The organism is Pseudomonas sp. HN2, from assembly GCF_020736465.1.
GTDB lineage: Bacteria > Pseudomonadota > Gammaproteobacteria > Pseudomonadales > Pseudomonadaceae > Aquipseudomonas > Aquipseudomonas moraviensis_A.
The window spans coordinates 2,063,240-2,076,928 of sequence record NZ_CP085885.1; the positions used below are offsets into that span (position 1 = coordinate 2,063,240).

The 13,689-nt window shown below is 62.2% G+C and carries 12 protein-coding genes; 3 read left to right on the top strand and 9 right to left on the bottom strand.

Annotated elements, in window-relative coordinates:
* Positions 1–104: 104 nt before the first annotated feature.
* From LIS66_RS09190 to inhA, 3 genes are all read right to left on the bottom strand, one after another.
* Positions 105–1,670 carry a methyl-accepting chemotaxis protein gene (locus tag LIS66_RS09190; RefSeq protein ID WP_042608406.1) on the bottom strand — a complete coding sequence of 522 codons (1,566 nt, stop codon included), beginning with the start codon at positions 1,668–1,670 and terminating at the stop codon, positions 105–107.
* A gap of 102 nt (positions 1,671–1,772) precedes the next feature.
* Positions 1,773–2,564, bottom strand: a complete 792-nt coding sequence (locus LIS66_RS09195; protein ID WP_042608405.1) for a CPBP family intramembrane glutamic endopeptidase — start codon at positions 2,562–2,564, stop codon at positions 1,773–1,775.
* A gap of 333 nt (positions 2,565–2,897) precedes the next feature.
* A complete protein-coding gene (gene inhA / locus LIS66_RS09200; RefSeq protein ID WP_227974047.1) occupies positions 2,898–3,584 on the bottom strand; it encodes an isonitrile hydratase in 687 nt (228 codons plus the stop codon).
* Positions 3,585–3,673: 89 nt separating this feature from the next.
* Between inhA and LIS66_RS09205 the strand changes: the two genes are divergently transcribed.
* Positions 3,674–4,657, top strand: coding sequence for a GlxA family transcriptional regulator (locus LIS66_RS09205; protein WP_227974048.1), 984 nt, complete (start codon positions 3,674–3,676; stop codon positions 4,655–4,657).
* Here the strand turns inward: LIS66_RS09205 and LIS66_RS09210 are convergent.
* The 5 genes from LIS66_RS09210 to LIS66_RS09230 form a co-directional block, all read right to left on the bottom strand.
* Entirely contained in the window at positions 4,626–5,513 is an 888-nt protein-coding gene (locus LIS66_RS09210; protein WP_227974049.1) for an alpha/beta fold hydrolase, read from the bottom strand. The two genes, LIS66_RS09205 and LIS66_RS09210, sit on opposite strands and share 32 nt — an antisense overlap.
* Before the next feature lie 97 nt (positions 5,514–5,610).
* A complete protein-coding gene (locus LIS66_RS09215; protein ID WP_227974050.1) occupies positions 5,611–6,000 on the bottom strand; it encodes a hypothetical protein in 390 nt (129 codons plus the stop codon).
* Between the two features lie 393 nt (positions 6,001–6,393).
* Positions 6,394–8,220 (bottom strand): glycoside hydrolase family 15 protein, encoded by a 1,827-nt coding sequence (locus LIS66_RS09220; RefSeq protein WP_227974051.1) that lies wholly within the window; start codon positions 8,218–8,220, stop codon positions 6,394–6,396.
* Positions 8,213–9,013, bottom strand: coding sequence for an SDR family oxidoreductase (locus LIS66_RS09225; RefSeq protein ID WP_227974052.1), 801 nt, complete (start codon positions 9,011–9,013; stop codon positions 8,213–8,215). The genes LIS66_RS09220 and LIS66_RS09225 overlap by 8 nt, the downstream gene beginning before the upstream one ends.
* 90 nt (positions 9,014–9,103) lie before the next feature.
* Positions 9,104–10,108 carry a family 2 encapsulin nanocompartment cargo protein terpene cyclase gene (locus tag LIS66_RS09230; RefSeq protein ID WP_123418665.1) on the bottom strand — a complete coding sequence of 335 codons (1,005 nt, stop codon included), beginning with the start codon at positions 10,106–10,108 and terminating at the stop codon, positions 9,104–9,106.
* 245 nt (positions 10,109–10,353) lie between these two features.
* On the opposite strand from LIS66_RS09230, the gene LIS66_RS09235 reads away from it, so the two are divergent.
* The gene (locus LIS66_RS09235; RefSeq protein WP_227974053.1) at positions 10,354–11,535 is read left to right on the top strand and encodes an MFS transporter; all 1,182 of its coding nucleotides are present in this window, start codon (positions 10,354–10,356) and stop codon (positions 11,533–11,535) included.
* A gap of 127 nt (positions 11,536–11,662) precedes the next feature.
* Here LIS66_RS09235 and LIS66_RS09240 read toward each other — a convergent pair whose 3' ends face one another.
* Positions 11,663–12,796, bottom strand: coding sequence for a cupin-like domain-containing protein (locus LIS66_RS09240; protein WP_042608397.1), 1,134 nt, complete (start codon positions 12,794–12,796; stop codon positions 11,663–11,665).
* Between the two features lie 135 nt (positions 12,797–12,931).
* On the opposite strand from LIS66_RS09240, the gene LIS66_RS09245 reads away from it, so the two are divergent.
* Entirely contained in the window at positions 12,932–13,672 is a 741-nt protein-coding gene (locus LIS66_RS09245) for a thioesterase II family protein (RefSeq protein WP_042608396.1), read from the top strand.
* Positions 13,673–13,689: the final 17 nt, after the last annotated feature.

Here is a 13,689-nt window from a genome sequence, read left to right on the forward strand (position 1 = left end):
TTCGCCGTCCGGGCTTTGAAGATCAAAAGATCGCAGCCTTCGGCAGCTCCTACAGGAACATGCATTCCAATGTAGGAGCTGCCGAAGGCTGCGATCTTTTGCTTTTAGCGGTTAAACCGCTCCACCAACGAATATTGCGTATTCGCCGTCTTGGTCAGCTCTTCACTGAGCAACGCCGAGTTGTGCGCCTGTTCCGAGGTCTGATCCGCCAGTTCCGAGATATTGCTGATGTTGCGGCTGATTTCTTCAGCCACGGCACTTTGCTCTTCGGTCGCGGCAGCAATCTGTGTGGTCATGTCGGTGATGTTGGCCACCGCTTCACTGATCCCGACCAGGGCCTGATCCGCCTCCAGTACCCGAGCCACGCCTTCTTCGGCCTGACGATGTCCGGCTTCCATGGTTTGCACAGCGCTGGACGCGGTCTGTTGCAACTTGGCGATCAGCGCGTGAATCTGCCCGGTGGATTCGCTGGTACGTTGCGCCAGTTGACGAACTTCATCTGCCACCACGGCGAAACCGCGGCCCATCTCGCCGGCACGTGCAGCCTCGATGGCGGCGTTAAGGGCAAGCAGGTTGGTCTGGTCGGCGATGCCTTTGATCACGTCGACCACGCCGCCGATTTCGTCGCTGTCCTTGGCCAGTTGCGTCACGGTCAGGCCGGTTTCCCCAACAACCACGGACAAACGCTGAATGGCTTCGCGGGTTTCCCCGGCGATGTCGCGGCCACGGCCGGTCAGGCGGTTGGCTTCCTGGGTGGCGTCAGCGGTGCGTTGTACGTGGCTGGCGACTTCCTGGGTGGTGGCGGCCATCTGGTTGACGGCGGTGGCGACCTGTTCGGTTTCCACGCGCTGGCGTTCCAGGCCGGTCGAGCTGTTGTGCGCCAGGGCATCAGACTGCTTGGCCTGATCGGTCAGGTGTTCGGCGGTGTCCTGCAGACGGGTCAGGCAGGTTTTCAGGCGCGCTTCCTGGCTGAGGATCGACATCTCCAGACGCGCCTGGGCGCCACGGCTGTCGGTGTACATTTGCGCGATCAGCGGGTCGGAGGTGGTCTGCTCGGCGAGGCGCAGCAGGCGCTTGAGCCCGCGTTGCTGCCATTGCAGGCCCATCAGGCCCAGCGGCACCGACAGACCGGCGGCAAGGGCGAAGCCCCACTGCGAGTTCAGCGTCGCGCCGATCATGAAGCTCAACTGGCTGACCAGAATGAACGGCAACCAGTCCTGCAGGATCGGCAGCCATTTGTCCGTCGAAGGAATCGCCGACTTGCCCTGGTTGATGCGTTGGTAGAGCGCTTCGGCGCGGCGGATCTGTTCGGCGGTGGGTTTGACGCGCACCGACTCGTAACCGATTACCTGGCTGCCATCAAACACCGGCGTGACGTAGGCGTTAACCCAATAGTGGTCACCGGATTTGCAGCGATTCTTGACAATGCCCATCCATGGCAAGCCTTGTTTCAATGTGCCCCACATGTGCGAGAACACCGCCGACGGCACGTCAGGGTGACGGACCAGATTGTGCGGCGCCCGGATCAGCTCCTCCCGCGAAAACCCGCTGATTTCAACGAACGCGTCGTTGCAGTAGGTGATCACGCCCTTGGCATCGGTGGTGGAAATCAACCGTTGCTGAGCTGGAAAGGTCCGCTCGCGTTGTGTAATGGGCTGGTTGTTACGCATGGTTTTTCAATCCGCAAGGCTTTGAAAGGTTGTCGGCGCTGACAGGTTTTTATTGAAGTTTTTTTTCAGAATTAAGTACGGCGTCGCAAAACGGCGCTTGCGTCAACTGGCCAGCATCGGATAGGTGAACAGGCCGAAGTGCAACAGGTTCAAGCCGAAATGCGTGGCGATCGCCGCGCCCAGTCCGCCGAAACGGTAGGCCAGACCATAGCCGACCCCGGCCAGTCCCGCCAGCAACACCCAGGTCCAGCCGGCGCCGGCATGCACCAGACCGAACAACAGTGAGGCCGACAGCAGCGCGAGGTTGTCGCCATACGGCAAGTGCTTGAGACGACGGCTGAGTCCGCCCTGTATATAGCCGCGAAACAGCGCTTCCTCGACCAGCGTCACCAGCAGCAGATTGTTCAGCACCCAGAGCCAGGCCTGATCCGGCCACTTTGGCGCCCAGGCAATCACGCCGAGCAGCAGCGCACCGCCGAGGGCGAGAATCGCGCACAGCGTCAGGGCGAGGGCGGTGGCGTAGACCGTCAGTCGCAACGACCGCCGCGCAACGATCCACGGGCACACCAGCAGCAGCCAGAAACCCACCAGCGGTTTGTCGAGATTGAGGTACATCGCGAACGGCACGGCGTTTTCAGTGAAACGTTGTGGATTGATCGCGCGGCCGTTGGCGAAACCCGGCAGCCAGTGCAGCGCCAGTGCCAGGGCCAGGACGACAAACAGGCCGTGGCCGAGCCAGCGCGCGACCGGCACCTGTTGCTGGCGCACGGCGAACGCGGCGAACAGCAAAAGCCCCACGGAGATCAATGCCAGCCAACCGAGTTGGCCGTAGCTCAGGGCCAGTCCGTAACCGAGGCCGAGCAGCGCAAGATAGAGCCAGGGCAGCGCCTTCATCGAAAGTCCTTGTGCGAAATTCTGGAAGGGGCTTTCTACACGGGCGAGGGGGTGGGGACAAGTGAAGGGCAGCGAGAAAACCGCCGCTGATAATTTCACACCGACCTGTAGGAGCTGCCGAAGGCTGCGATCTTGAGGCTGTGGGACGCGGAGCGTCCCCGGCTGCATTCCCACGCAGAGCGTGGGAACGATCAGACATCACGGCAAACCCCGGATCCCCTGTAGGAGTGAGCCTGCTCGCGATAGCGGTGTGTCATTCCGCGCAGATGTTGGCTGATCGACCGCTATCGCGAGCAGGCTCACTCCTACAAGGGTTTTGCATTCGGCTGCAGATCAGCGCAGATTCAGTTTGGCCGCCGCGCGCTCGGTAATCTCGGTACGCAGCTTCAACGAAGGCGCCGCGCGCAACCGTGCTTCGTCGACAACTGCACTCGGTGCCACGTCCGGGCTGCCGGCATTGAACGGCGGCGCCGGGGCGTATTCCAGCTGCAACTGCACCAGCTGCGCGGTATCCGCATCAACCAATTCAGCGGCCAATACCAAGGCAAAATCGATCCCGGCGGTGATGCCGCCACCGGTAAACAGATTGCCGTCGCGCACCACCCGATCCTTCACCGCAATCGCCCCCAGCTTCGGCAGCAACTCGTGATACGCCCAATGGGTGGTCGCGCGTTTGCCTTGCAGCAGACCCGCCGCGCCAAGTACCAGCGAGCCGGTGCACACCGAGGTCACATAACGTGCCTGGGCGGCCTGGCGCCTGATGAAATCCAGCGTCTGCCGGTCTTCCATCAACGGCCCGACGCCGCCACCGCCGGGCACGCAGATCACGTCCAGATCCGGGCAATCGTCGAAGGTTATCGTCGGTTTCAGCAGCAGGCCGGTGCTGGACGTCACCGGCATCAGGTCCTTCCAGACCAGATGCACTTGCACGCCGGTCAACGAGGCGAGTACGTCGTAGGGGCCGGTCAGGTCGAGTTGCTGAACCTGCGGGAATAACAGAAAACCGATCTGCAGCGTCATCGTTTTTGCTCCGTTGAAAGAAGTGGACGACTGCACTGTAGGCGCGTAGGTTCTGGCGCATACGCCAATCACCCCACGAATTACGCCAAATGCCTAAAGCCATTCACGTCCTCGCGTTTGCCAACATGCAGATCCTTGATGTCACCGGACCGCTGCAGGTGTTTGCCTCGGCCAATGATCTCGCCCGCCAGCGCGGGTTGCCGACGCCCTACGCGCCGAGCGTGATCGCCAGCGGTGGCGGGGCGGTGCTGTCGTCGGCGGGGTTGGCGGTGCTCGCCGAACCGTTGCCGCAAACACCCAGCGACACATTGATCATCGCCGGTGGCTGGGGCATTTATGCGGCATCGGAAGATCGGCAACTGGTCGACTGGGTGCGTGAATATGCGCATGGCTGCCGGCGCGTGGCTTCGGTGTGCACCGGGGCCTTTCTGCTCGCGGCCAGCGGCTGGCTCGACGGCCGCCGCGTGGTCACGCACTGGACCCGCTGCGAACAATTGGCCGAGCAGCATCCCAATCTGCGCGTCGAAGCCAATCCGATCTTCATCAACGACGGCCCGGTGTGGACTTCCGCCGGGGTCACGGCGGGTATCGATCTGGCGCTGGCGATGGTCGAAGAAGACCTCGGTCGCGACATTGCCCTCGACGTGGCCCGGCATTTAGTGGTGTTCCTCAAACGCCCGGGCGGGCAGTCGCAATTCAGTGTGACGCTGTCGCTGCAACAGCAGGGCAACCGCTTCGATGAGCTGCACGCCTGGATCGCCGAGAACCTGACCTGTGATCTCGGCATCCCGACCCTCGCCGAACAGGCCGGCATGAGCGAACGCAGCTTCATCCGCCACTACCGCGCCGACACCGGCCAGACCCCGGCGCGGGCGATCGAATTGATCCGCGTCGAAACCGCCCGGCGACTGCTCAGCGATACCGGCCTGCCGGTCAAACGCATCGCCGCCAATTGCGGGTTTGGCAGTGAAGAGACACTGCGGCGCAGTTTTCTGCGGGCTATTGGCGTGACGCCACAGGCGTATCGCGAGCGGTTTTCAGTCAGCGCTGTAACAGATCCAGTATCGCCTTGAGGGTTTCCTGCGGCGCTTCCTCGGGAATGTCATGGCCGACACCCGCGAGCACCCGCCGCTCATAAAAGCCGCTGAAATGCTCGGCATCCTCATCAATCACCGGAGGCGGGCCGACGCCATCATCGGCGCCGCACAGCGAAATGCTCGGCACGCTGATCGCCGGCTGTCTGGCCAGCGCTTCTTCCATCCACTCCAGGGCCGGATCGCCCGAGGCATAGCCGAAACGATGCCGGTAGGAATGAATCACCACATCGACGAAATCAGGATTATCAAACGCGCCAGCGGTCAGCGGGTAGCGTTCGTCCCTTCGCGACCATGTCGGCGACCACAGCCGCCAGAGCAACTGACACAATGCCCGGCGATTTTGCCTCAAACCTTCGGCGCCACGCGGCGTGTGGAAGTAGTACTGATACCAGAGCCGATGCTCGGTCTCAGGGTCCAGTGGCTGAGTCGAATGGGGAATGTCTTGAAGGTTATAGCCATCGCCGGTCACCAACCCGCGTACCCGCGCCGGAAACAACGCCGCGACAATACACGCCGCCCGACCGCCCCAGTCGTAGCCACAAAGCGTCGCCTGTTCGATGCCCAACGCGTCCATCAGATCGAGCAGATCCTGCGCGAGCGCAGCTTGCTGGCCTGAGCGCGGCGTTTGCGGACTGTTGAACCGGGTCGGCCCATAACCGCGCAAATATGGCACGATAACGCGATAGCCTTGCGCGGCCAGCGCCGGGGCGACTTCGTCGAAGGCGCGGGGGGAATAGGGGAAGCCGTGGAGCAGAATTACCGGCGCGCCGTTGTCCGGGCCATGATTTTCGTAGGCGATGGTCAGGGTTGGGGTGAGGGCGGACTCGATCATGACTAACCACTCCGTTTGAAACGCATGCAGATACTCTGGACCCGCGCACGGACTGCCCGGCTCAACTCATCCGACGAGACGCATGCCTGGCGCGCCACTAGGCCTCAACTTCCGCCACCTGATTGAAATACTTCGTCCGGTCCGGGGTAAACGTCACCTTCATCATCGTCCGTGAGCACGTCAGCGAACGCTCCTGCACCAGATCAATATCCAGATCCTCGCCACGCAAGCCTTGCCACTGCGCGAGATATTTCAGCGAACCGTATTTCTCGTTTTTCTTCAGACTGCGGCTGACGCCACCCTTCCAGCCAAGCACCGGCAATTCACCGGCCAGGCAACGCTGCGCCAGTTCGGGGAAGCGTTCGGCGCGCTGGCGGCCGATTTCCCAGCATTTGATCAGGCCTTGGTCGGCAGCTTCCCAGAGCTGGGTGCGGCTCAGTCCGGTGCGAAGAGGGGAGTCGATGCTGCGCTGGACATGGTGAGGCATTCCGGTTCCTTGAATTCGGGGGTGGTTGGACAGCTCCGCTGTGCCCGTTGCGTTGGATGGTAGGTGTGGATGTAACGGCTGGCAACAAGGTATTTCGGCGTGTAAGCGTACGTTGCCGGGTAGGTCTGCGTAGGCTCTGTTTAACCAACACGGCAGCGGCCCACGCTTGAAACTGTGGCGAGGGAGCTTGCACCCGCTCGGCTGCGCAGCAGGCGCAAAGCCAGTGGCTGCGGGGGCTTTCAGTCAGTGGGCAGTCAAGTGACGGGTGCGCTTCGCGACCCGGCGGGAGCAAGCTCCCTCGCCACAGAGGCTGGGAGCAGTTGCCTGTTTGCGTGGCGTCAATTCCACAATTCGGCGTTGATCAGGGCTGTTTCCTACAGCCCCTGATGTCAATTACGGCTGCCAGGAACTCTTCTCGCCACTCAACTTGCGATCAAGAAAACTCGCTGCACTGATCAGCGCCAGATGCGTCAGCGCTTGTGGCGTATTGCCCAGATGGCGGCCATGGCTGTCGAACTCTTCGGCGTACAGCCCCAGCGGGTTTGCGTAACGCAGCAACTGCTCGAACTCCAGATGGGCTTTTTCCACCTGCCCGGCGCGCGCGAGGCATTCGACGTACCAGAACGAGCATGCAGCGAAGGCGCCTTCGGTGCCGTTGAGGCCATCGATGTTGGCGTCTTCGTTGCGATAGCGATAGACCATGCCGTCGCGCACCAGGGTTTTTTCGATCGCTTCCAGAGTCGAGAGCCAGCGCGGGTCCTTGGCGCTGACGAAACGCACCAGCGGCATCAGCAGCATCGAGCCGTCCAGCGCGGTGCCGCCCTTGTACTGAACGAAATGCCCGCGTTCTTCATCCCAGAAGTTGTCCCAGATGTCGGTGTAGATCGCTTGCCGGGTCTGATCCCAACGGGCGAACGGCGCCGGCAGCGAACGCTTGGAAGCCAGACGGATCGCGCGGTCCAGGGCCACCCAGCACATCAGCCGCGAGTGCAGGAAATGATGGGTCTCACCGCGCATTTCCCAGATGCCGACATCCTCGGTCTGCCAGTTCTCACAGACCTGATCGACCACTTCGCCGACGTGCCGCCAGCCTTCATGGGAAATCGCGTCACCGTATTTGTTGACCAGGTACACGGCGTCCATCAGTTCGCCGAAGATGTCCAGCTGGACCTGCTCGTAGGCACCGTTGCCGATGCGCACCGGTCGCGCGCCGCCGTGGCCGGCCAGGTGCGTGAGTTCGGTTTCCGGCAACTCCTGCTGGCCGTCGATGGCATAGAGGATGTTGAGCTTCATCGGTTTGCCGCAGCAATCGCTGACCCGTCCGCGCAACCATTGCATGTAGTGGTTGGCCTCGTCGACGAAGCCCAGGCGCATGAACGCATAAACCGTGAACGACGCATCGCGAATCCACGTGTAGCGATAATCCCAGTTGCGCTCGCCCCCGGGGGTTTCCGGCAGGCCAAAGGTGGCGGCGGCGAGGATCGCACCTTGGCGACGGGAGGTCAGCAGTTTCAGGGCAAGGGCGGAGCGATTGACCATTTCCCGCCACCGGCCGCGATAGTTGGATTGGCCGATCCAGCCGCGCCAGTATTTCAATGTGCGCTCCATGCACAGCTCGGCAGCGCCCTCGGTGAAACGCGGATCATCAATGCCGCCGAGCATGAACGCGGCGGTTTCATTGTGCTTGAGGGTGAATTGCGCGACGGCTGCCTGTGCGCCGACCTGCAGGGTTTGATCTGAAGCCAGGCGTAGCGACGGCTGGCCAGCGGCATGGAACGTTACGTCCTTTGCGTCCATCTCTGCCTGGGTTTCGGCGCGGCCGTAGTCATGGCGTACCGCACAACGCAGATTGAACGTCGCCGAGCCGCTGACTACTCGCACGCGGCGCATCAGCAACGGCAGGGAATCGACATCGTCACCTATTGGCAACAGATCGGTGATTTCCACCACGGCGTGTTCGCTCAGCCAACGGGTCTGCAAGACGTTGGTGTCGGGCAGATAAATCTGTTCCCGGCGTGCGTCTGGCAAGTCCGGCGCGAGCTGGAAAATGCCTGCTTCAGGGGTATCGAGCAGCGAGCAGAAAATCGTCGGGCTGTCGAACTCCGGCCAGCAGAAAAAATCCACGCTGCCCTTGTCGTTGACCAGCGCGGCGCTGCGCATGTCGCCGATGATTCCGTGAGCACCGATGGCGCTCTGTTGTTCCATTTCAGGCTCAGCCATTGCCACGAAACTCCGGATAGAGGCTCATCCCGCCATCGATGAACAGGGTGGTGCCGACGATGTAATCGGACAGGTCGGAAGCGAGGAAGACCACTGCATTGGCAACGTCCTCGACGTCACCAATGCGTCCGTAGGGAATCAGTTCGAGAAGCTTTTTGCCGGCTTCGCCTGCGGTGGCGTCAGCGTTGATCGCAGTGCTGATCGCACCGGGCGCGATGCTGTTGATGCGGATGCGCTGGTGGCTGACTTCCTGGGCGAGGCTCTGCATCAATTGATCGACGCCGCCTTTGGACGCCGCGTAGTTGACATGCCCGGCCCATGGGATGCGCTGGTGCACCGAGCTCATGTGAATGATCTTGCCCGCCGCGCGCGACACGCCTTCGCGCACGCCCTGACGCTGGAAAATCCGCAACGCTGCACGTGCGCAGAGGAACTGCCCGGTGAGGTTGACGCCGATCACCGTGTTCCAGTCGTCGAGCGTCATGTCCACGGCGGCAGCGTCTTTTTGCAGGCCGGAATTGGCCACCAGAATGTCCAGCGAGCCGAACGCGTCGACGGTCTCTTTGAACAGCCGCTCGACCTCGTCCTCTTTCGAGACGTCGGCACCGATAGCCAGTGCTTTACCGCCCTCGGCGTTGATTTGCGCGGCCAGTTCTTCAGCGGGTCCGGCGCTGCTGTTGTAGTTGATCACGACCGCAGCGCCGGCCGCGGCGAGTGCTTTCGCGGCGCCATGGCCGATGCCGGAGCTGGCGCCGGTGACCAGTGCCACCTGATGAGCGAGGGAGATCTGCATGACGATTCACGCCTTGGTTCCAGAGACTTAAGTAGCTGACTGATGGCCGGCGGCGAGAGTTCATCTGCAACCATGAAAAGTTCGCCAGCGTCAGACCTGATAGCGGCCACTGCTGCGATGCCATTCGACGTTGCCGGCCAACCAGCTCTTGATTCCGCGCAGGTAGCGTTTGAGTCGCGGCGAGGCGTGCGGCAACAATGCTCGTTCTGCCGACTCATACAGATGCATGATTTCATCGTGAACGGCAGCACTTTGTGCCATCGCCTGCGCGGGCGAGCAGCCCTGTTCGCGGATCAGCAACAAGGGCAGGTTGAAATCGCCGATACCCGCCTGCTGTTCCTTCAGCGCGGAAAACAGGTCATTGGCAATGATCGTGGCGCTGGCGGCCAGCGTCGTGACGCGCCTCACCGCGGATGAACAGTAGACATTGGCGGGCAATTCATACCCGCCGATGATGTCGATCAGCGCCAGGCACGGCAGGAAACTGTTGACCTGCCGTTGAGCCAGATATTCCCAGAGCGCGGGCGTGATTCCTTCGATACGCCAAGCCGCTTCGGCGGTCATGGTGACGAACATGGCAATGATTTCATGGCGTAGGCGGGCAACCTGCGCCGCTGTCGCGAATGCCTCGACCCGCGCCAGCCAGGCACGCAGGGCGACCAACACCGGATCACTGTTCAATGCCTGCTCAAGCCCCGGGCGAAATCGTTCGCTCAAGTGAACCGGCTCCAGAGCTGCCAGCGCCAGAGAGAGGCGCGGCCCGACCATGCTCGGCTCGGATCCGGTTCGCTCGTCGTCGCAGTAGTAATCGTCCACGGCAAACAGCGCGGCGAAACATTGTGCCGCCAGCAACAGCCGATCGGGCTCATCGGTGTCGGTATGACACAGCATGGCGAAGCGCCCGAAAGCCATGGCGCGGACCTTGTCGTGCCGCCCCGGAAAAATCCCCACCTGCTCGATCCACGGCATCAGCCGATCATCCACTGCAGCCGCCAGCGCGGCGTCGTTGCGAAAGGGTGCCAGTCCATACAGGGCGGGCACGGCCCACGGCGCCTTTTCCGCTTCGGGTAAGACGAGCATTGACGATTCGTCCATGGCCAGGCTCCTGAGTGTGGTTGCAGGGTTCCAAGGTGATACGTGAAGATCAACGGCCTCATCAGAGCGCAAACCACAAGGGAGCGCACCTGTCAGGTCTGACAGGTCAACGCGCATTTTCGACAAATGGGCATCGTCGTCAGTGCTGGAGAGATCAGCTGGCTTTCACACTCCACCAACAATTGCGCGCTTCCACGGCATTCAAGCCTATGGCAACTTGGCCGCCCCTGATGAGGCTGCAATCGATGGCAAACCCCTACCGCGAATTGTTCACCGCCCCCGGTGCCCGGGCTTTTGTAATGGCCGGGATGCTGGCGCGCATGCCGATTTCGATGACCGGCATCGGCCTGATCACCATGCTCGCGCAGTTGAACGGCGGCTATGCGCTGGCGGGTGCGGTGGCGGCGACGTTCGCCCTGGCCACGGCGTTTTGCGCGCCGCAGGTGTCACGGCTGGTGGACCGCTACGGTCAAGGGCGGGTTCTGCCAATCGCAGCGCTGACCGGTGGCGGCGGGTTGTTGATGTTGCTGCTGTGCACGCGTCTGCAGGCGCCGAACTGGACGTTGTTCGTGTTCGCCGCGCTGGCCGGTTGCATGCCGAGCATGTCGGCGATGGTGCGGGCGCGCTGGACCGAAATCTACCGGGGCCAGCCGCAGTTGCAGACGGCCTATGCGCTGGAGTCGGTGCTCGACGAAGTGTGTTTTATCGTCGGGCCGCCGCTATCGGTGGGCCTGTCCGTTGCAGTGTTTCCCGAGGCCGGGCCCTTGGCGGCGTTGTTGGCGCTGGCCGTCGGCGTGACGGCGTTTGTCGCCCAGCGCAGCACCGAGCCGCCGGTGCATGCGCAGGAGTCGCAGCATCAGGGCTCGATCATCCGCTCGACCGATGTGCAATGGCTGCTGGCCTTGATGCTGGCGATGGGCGTGATCGTCGGAGTCATCGACGTGGTCAGCGTCGCCTTCGCCCAGCATCAGGGCCAGCCGGCAGCGGCGAGTATTGTCTTGTCGGTATACGCGATCGGCTCATGCCTGGCCGGCATCGCCTTTGGTGCGATGCGCTCGAAATTGCCGCTGCCGCGCCTGTTTCTCTACGGCGGGCTGGCGACGGCGGTGACCACGCTGCCGCTGCTCTTGGCGAGCAATATTCTCGGTTTGTCGGTGGCGGTGTTCATCGCCGGCCTGTTCTTTTCGCCGACGCTGATCGTGGCGATGGCGCTGATCGAACGCATAGTGCCGCCGGCCAAACTCACCGAGGGCCTGACCTGGCTGGTGACCGGGCTGAGCATCGGCGTAGCGATCGGCGCCGCCGGTTCCGGCGCGCTGGTGGATGCGTTAGGCGCGCGCAGCGGGTTTTGGCTGGCGATCGCGGCGGGGGCGGTGGTGCTGGTTTCCGCGTTCCAGAGCTACCGCCACCTCCGGGTAGGAGCGTAGGAGCTGACGAGTGCAACGAGGCTGCGATCTTTTGACTTTGACTTTGGATTTTGAAGATCAAGATCAAGATCAGAAGATCGCAGCCTCGTTGCACTCGTCAGCTCCTACGCTCCTACAGGAAATCGGGTTACCAGCCTCGTCCTGAGTTGACCCAGAAGTTGACTGACAACGAGGTCGACACCGACTCCACCTGATGAAACCACCCCTCTGGCAAAAACAGCAGATCCCCAGCCTCCAGCGTCACGCGCAAAAATGTCACCTCCCGCGCTGCCGGGAAACGCTCGTAGTCCGGCGCATCCGGGTTGAAATCGCAGCCATCCAGACCACCCTTGGGCGCGGTCGACCAGGTGCCCAGCGCCTCGCGATGATGCGGTGCGGCGAGGGTGAATTTCTTCTGCCCCCAGACCTGGGCGAACAGGTTGTCGGTGTCATCGCGATGCAGCGGCGTCAGCGTGCCCTTGGGGCCGATCCAGATGCGCGGCGGGATGAACAGCGAGGTGTCGAAGTAGGGCGGGTACTGGATCTGTTGCAGCAATTGCGCGGGCAGAATGTTGTTGCCCATGTACGCCGGCGGCTCGCCGTCCGCGACCTTGACCGCCGGGCTGTCCAGCGAGGCGATGAACTCTGCCATCGAGGTCGAGCGGAAATCCCGCTCGGTGGAAAAGGTCTTCTTCACGTAATCGCCATGGCGGGTGATGCCTTGCAATTCGGCGAAATGCACCAGCGACTCTTCGCGGCTCAGGCTGAACAACGGCCAGTCGTGCAGGGCGTTGCTGATCACCAACGGAATGCCATTGGGCAGATAACGGGTTTCGAATTCATGTCGGCTCAATTCGGCGCGCGTGCGACGTTCGACGCTGGTCTGCCGAGGCAGTGCGGCAGTGAGCTTTTCACTGAAGCGCGGCGGGGTCGGGTAGCGCTTGTTCATGTCGACCTTTTCCACCGTGCCGCCTCCCTGGCGGGCGTGGTCGATGATCTGCGGCAGCATTGTCGCCAGGCCCATGTTGCCGCCGATCTTCAGCCGACCGCTGGCGAACAGTTCCTCGACATTGACCACTCCGGCCATGATCCCCAAAAAGTCCTTTTCTGCCACTTCGATGGTCACGTCCGGGCTTGGGTGGCGCCCGAGCTCCGTGCGCTGGCTGGTCTTGATGTCGTACCAGTACGCCTGTTGCGCACTGAAGATGAACTGGAAAACGCCCTCGATGCCGACCGCGCCGGCGTTGGCGAACAACTTGCCCAGAATGCTCTGCAGGTCCACGGTGATTCCCTCGCGATTGTTGTTTTTTTCCTGAACAGGCAACGAGCGGCCGGCGGGGGAATTTAGCGCTCGGTGACTAATTTGTCCGGTCATTGATCCGTCTTTCTTGCAGACACATTTTTCAAGGAAAGCGCGGTGACCAAGCTGACATTGCTGTGCCTGCCCTATTCGGGTGCCAGCGCCATGGTTTACAGCCGCTGGCGGCGTCAACTGCCGACGTGGCTGCAATTGCAACCGGTGGAACTGCCGGGGCGTGGCGCGCGGTTCGACGAACCTCTGCAAACCGACATGCGCGCGTTGGCGCGGCAACTGGCGCGCGAACACAAACCGGGTCTGCAAGGCCCGTATGCGTTGTTCGGGCATAGCCTCGGCGCGTTGCTCGCTTGCGAACTGGCCCATGCCTTTCGCGAGCTCGGCGCGCCGGAGCCGCTGGCGCTGTTCGCCTCCGGCACCGCTGCGCCGACCATGCGTAGCGACTACGACCGCGGCTTTGCCGAGCCGCGCAGCGATGAGGAGCTCATCGAACAGCTGCGCACCTTTCAAGGTACCAGCGAAGAAATTCTCGCCAATCAGGAATTGATGAGCCTGACCCTGCCGGTGCTGCGCGCCGATTTCATGATGTGCGGGCGCTTCACGCCTGCCGAGCGGCCCTTGCTCAATTGCCCGGTGCACGTGCTCGGCGGCAAGGAAGACCGCGCCACCACTGAACAACTGATCGGCTGGAGCAAAGAGACCCTGGGCAGTTTCTCGGTGGACATGATGACCGGTGGGCATTTCTTCATTCATGAACATGAAGCGCGGGTCATTCGCACGATCAAGAGCCATCTGGAAGTGCATCACCGGCGCCTTGCGCAGGCCGCGCAACCGGCGTTCTGAGAAGCGACTCATCCATC

Coding starts and splice junctions, on each gene's coding strand:
- LIS66_RS09190 (WP_042608406.1), bottom strand. CDS start 1,670: ATGCGTAACAACCAGCCCATTACACAACGCGAGCGGACCTTTCCAGCT.
- LIS66_RS09195 (WP_042608405.1), bottom strand. CDS start 2,564: ATGAAGGCGCTGCCCTGGCTCTATCTTGCGCTGCTCGGCCTCGGTTAC.
- inhA (WP_227974047.1), bottom strand. CDS start 3,584: ATGACGCTGCAGATCGGTTTTCTGTTATTCCCGCAGGTTCAGCAACTC.
- LIS66_RS09205 (WP_227974048.1), top strand. CDS start 3,674: ATGCCTAAAGCCATTCACGTCCTCGCGTTTGCCAACATGCAGATCCTT.
- LIS66_RS09210 (WP_227974049.1), bottom strand. CDS start 5,513: ATGATCGAGTCCGCCCTCACCCCAACCCTGACCATCGCCTACGAAAAT.
- LIS66_RS09215 (WP_227974050.1), bottom strand. CDS start 6,000: ATGCCTCACCATGTCCAGCGCAGCATCGACTCCCCTCTTCGCACCGGA.
- LIS66_RS09220 (WP_227974051.1), bottom strand. CDS start 8,220: ATGGCTGAGCCTGAAATGGAACAACAGAGCGCCATCGGTGCTCACGGA.
- LIS66_RS09225 (WP_227974052.1), bottom strand. CDS start 9,013: ATGCAGATCTCCCTCGCTCATCAGGTGGCACTGGTCACCGGCGCCAGC.
- LIS66_RS09230 (WP_123418665.1), bottom strand. CDS start 10,108: ATGGACGAATCGTCAATGCTCGTCTTACCCGAAGCGGAAAAGGCGCCG.
- LIS66_RS09235 (WP_227974053.1), top strand. CDS start 10,354: ATGGCAAACCCCTACCGCGAATTGTTCACCGCCCCCGGTGCCCGGGCT.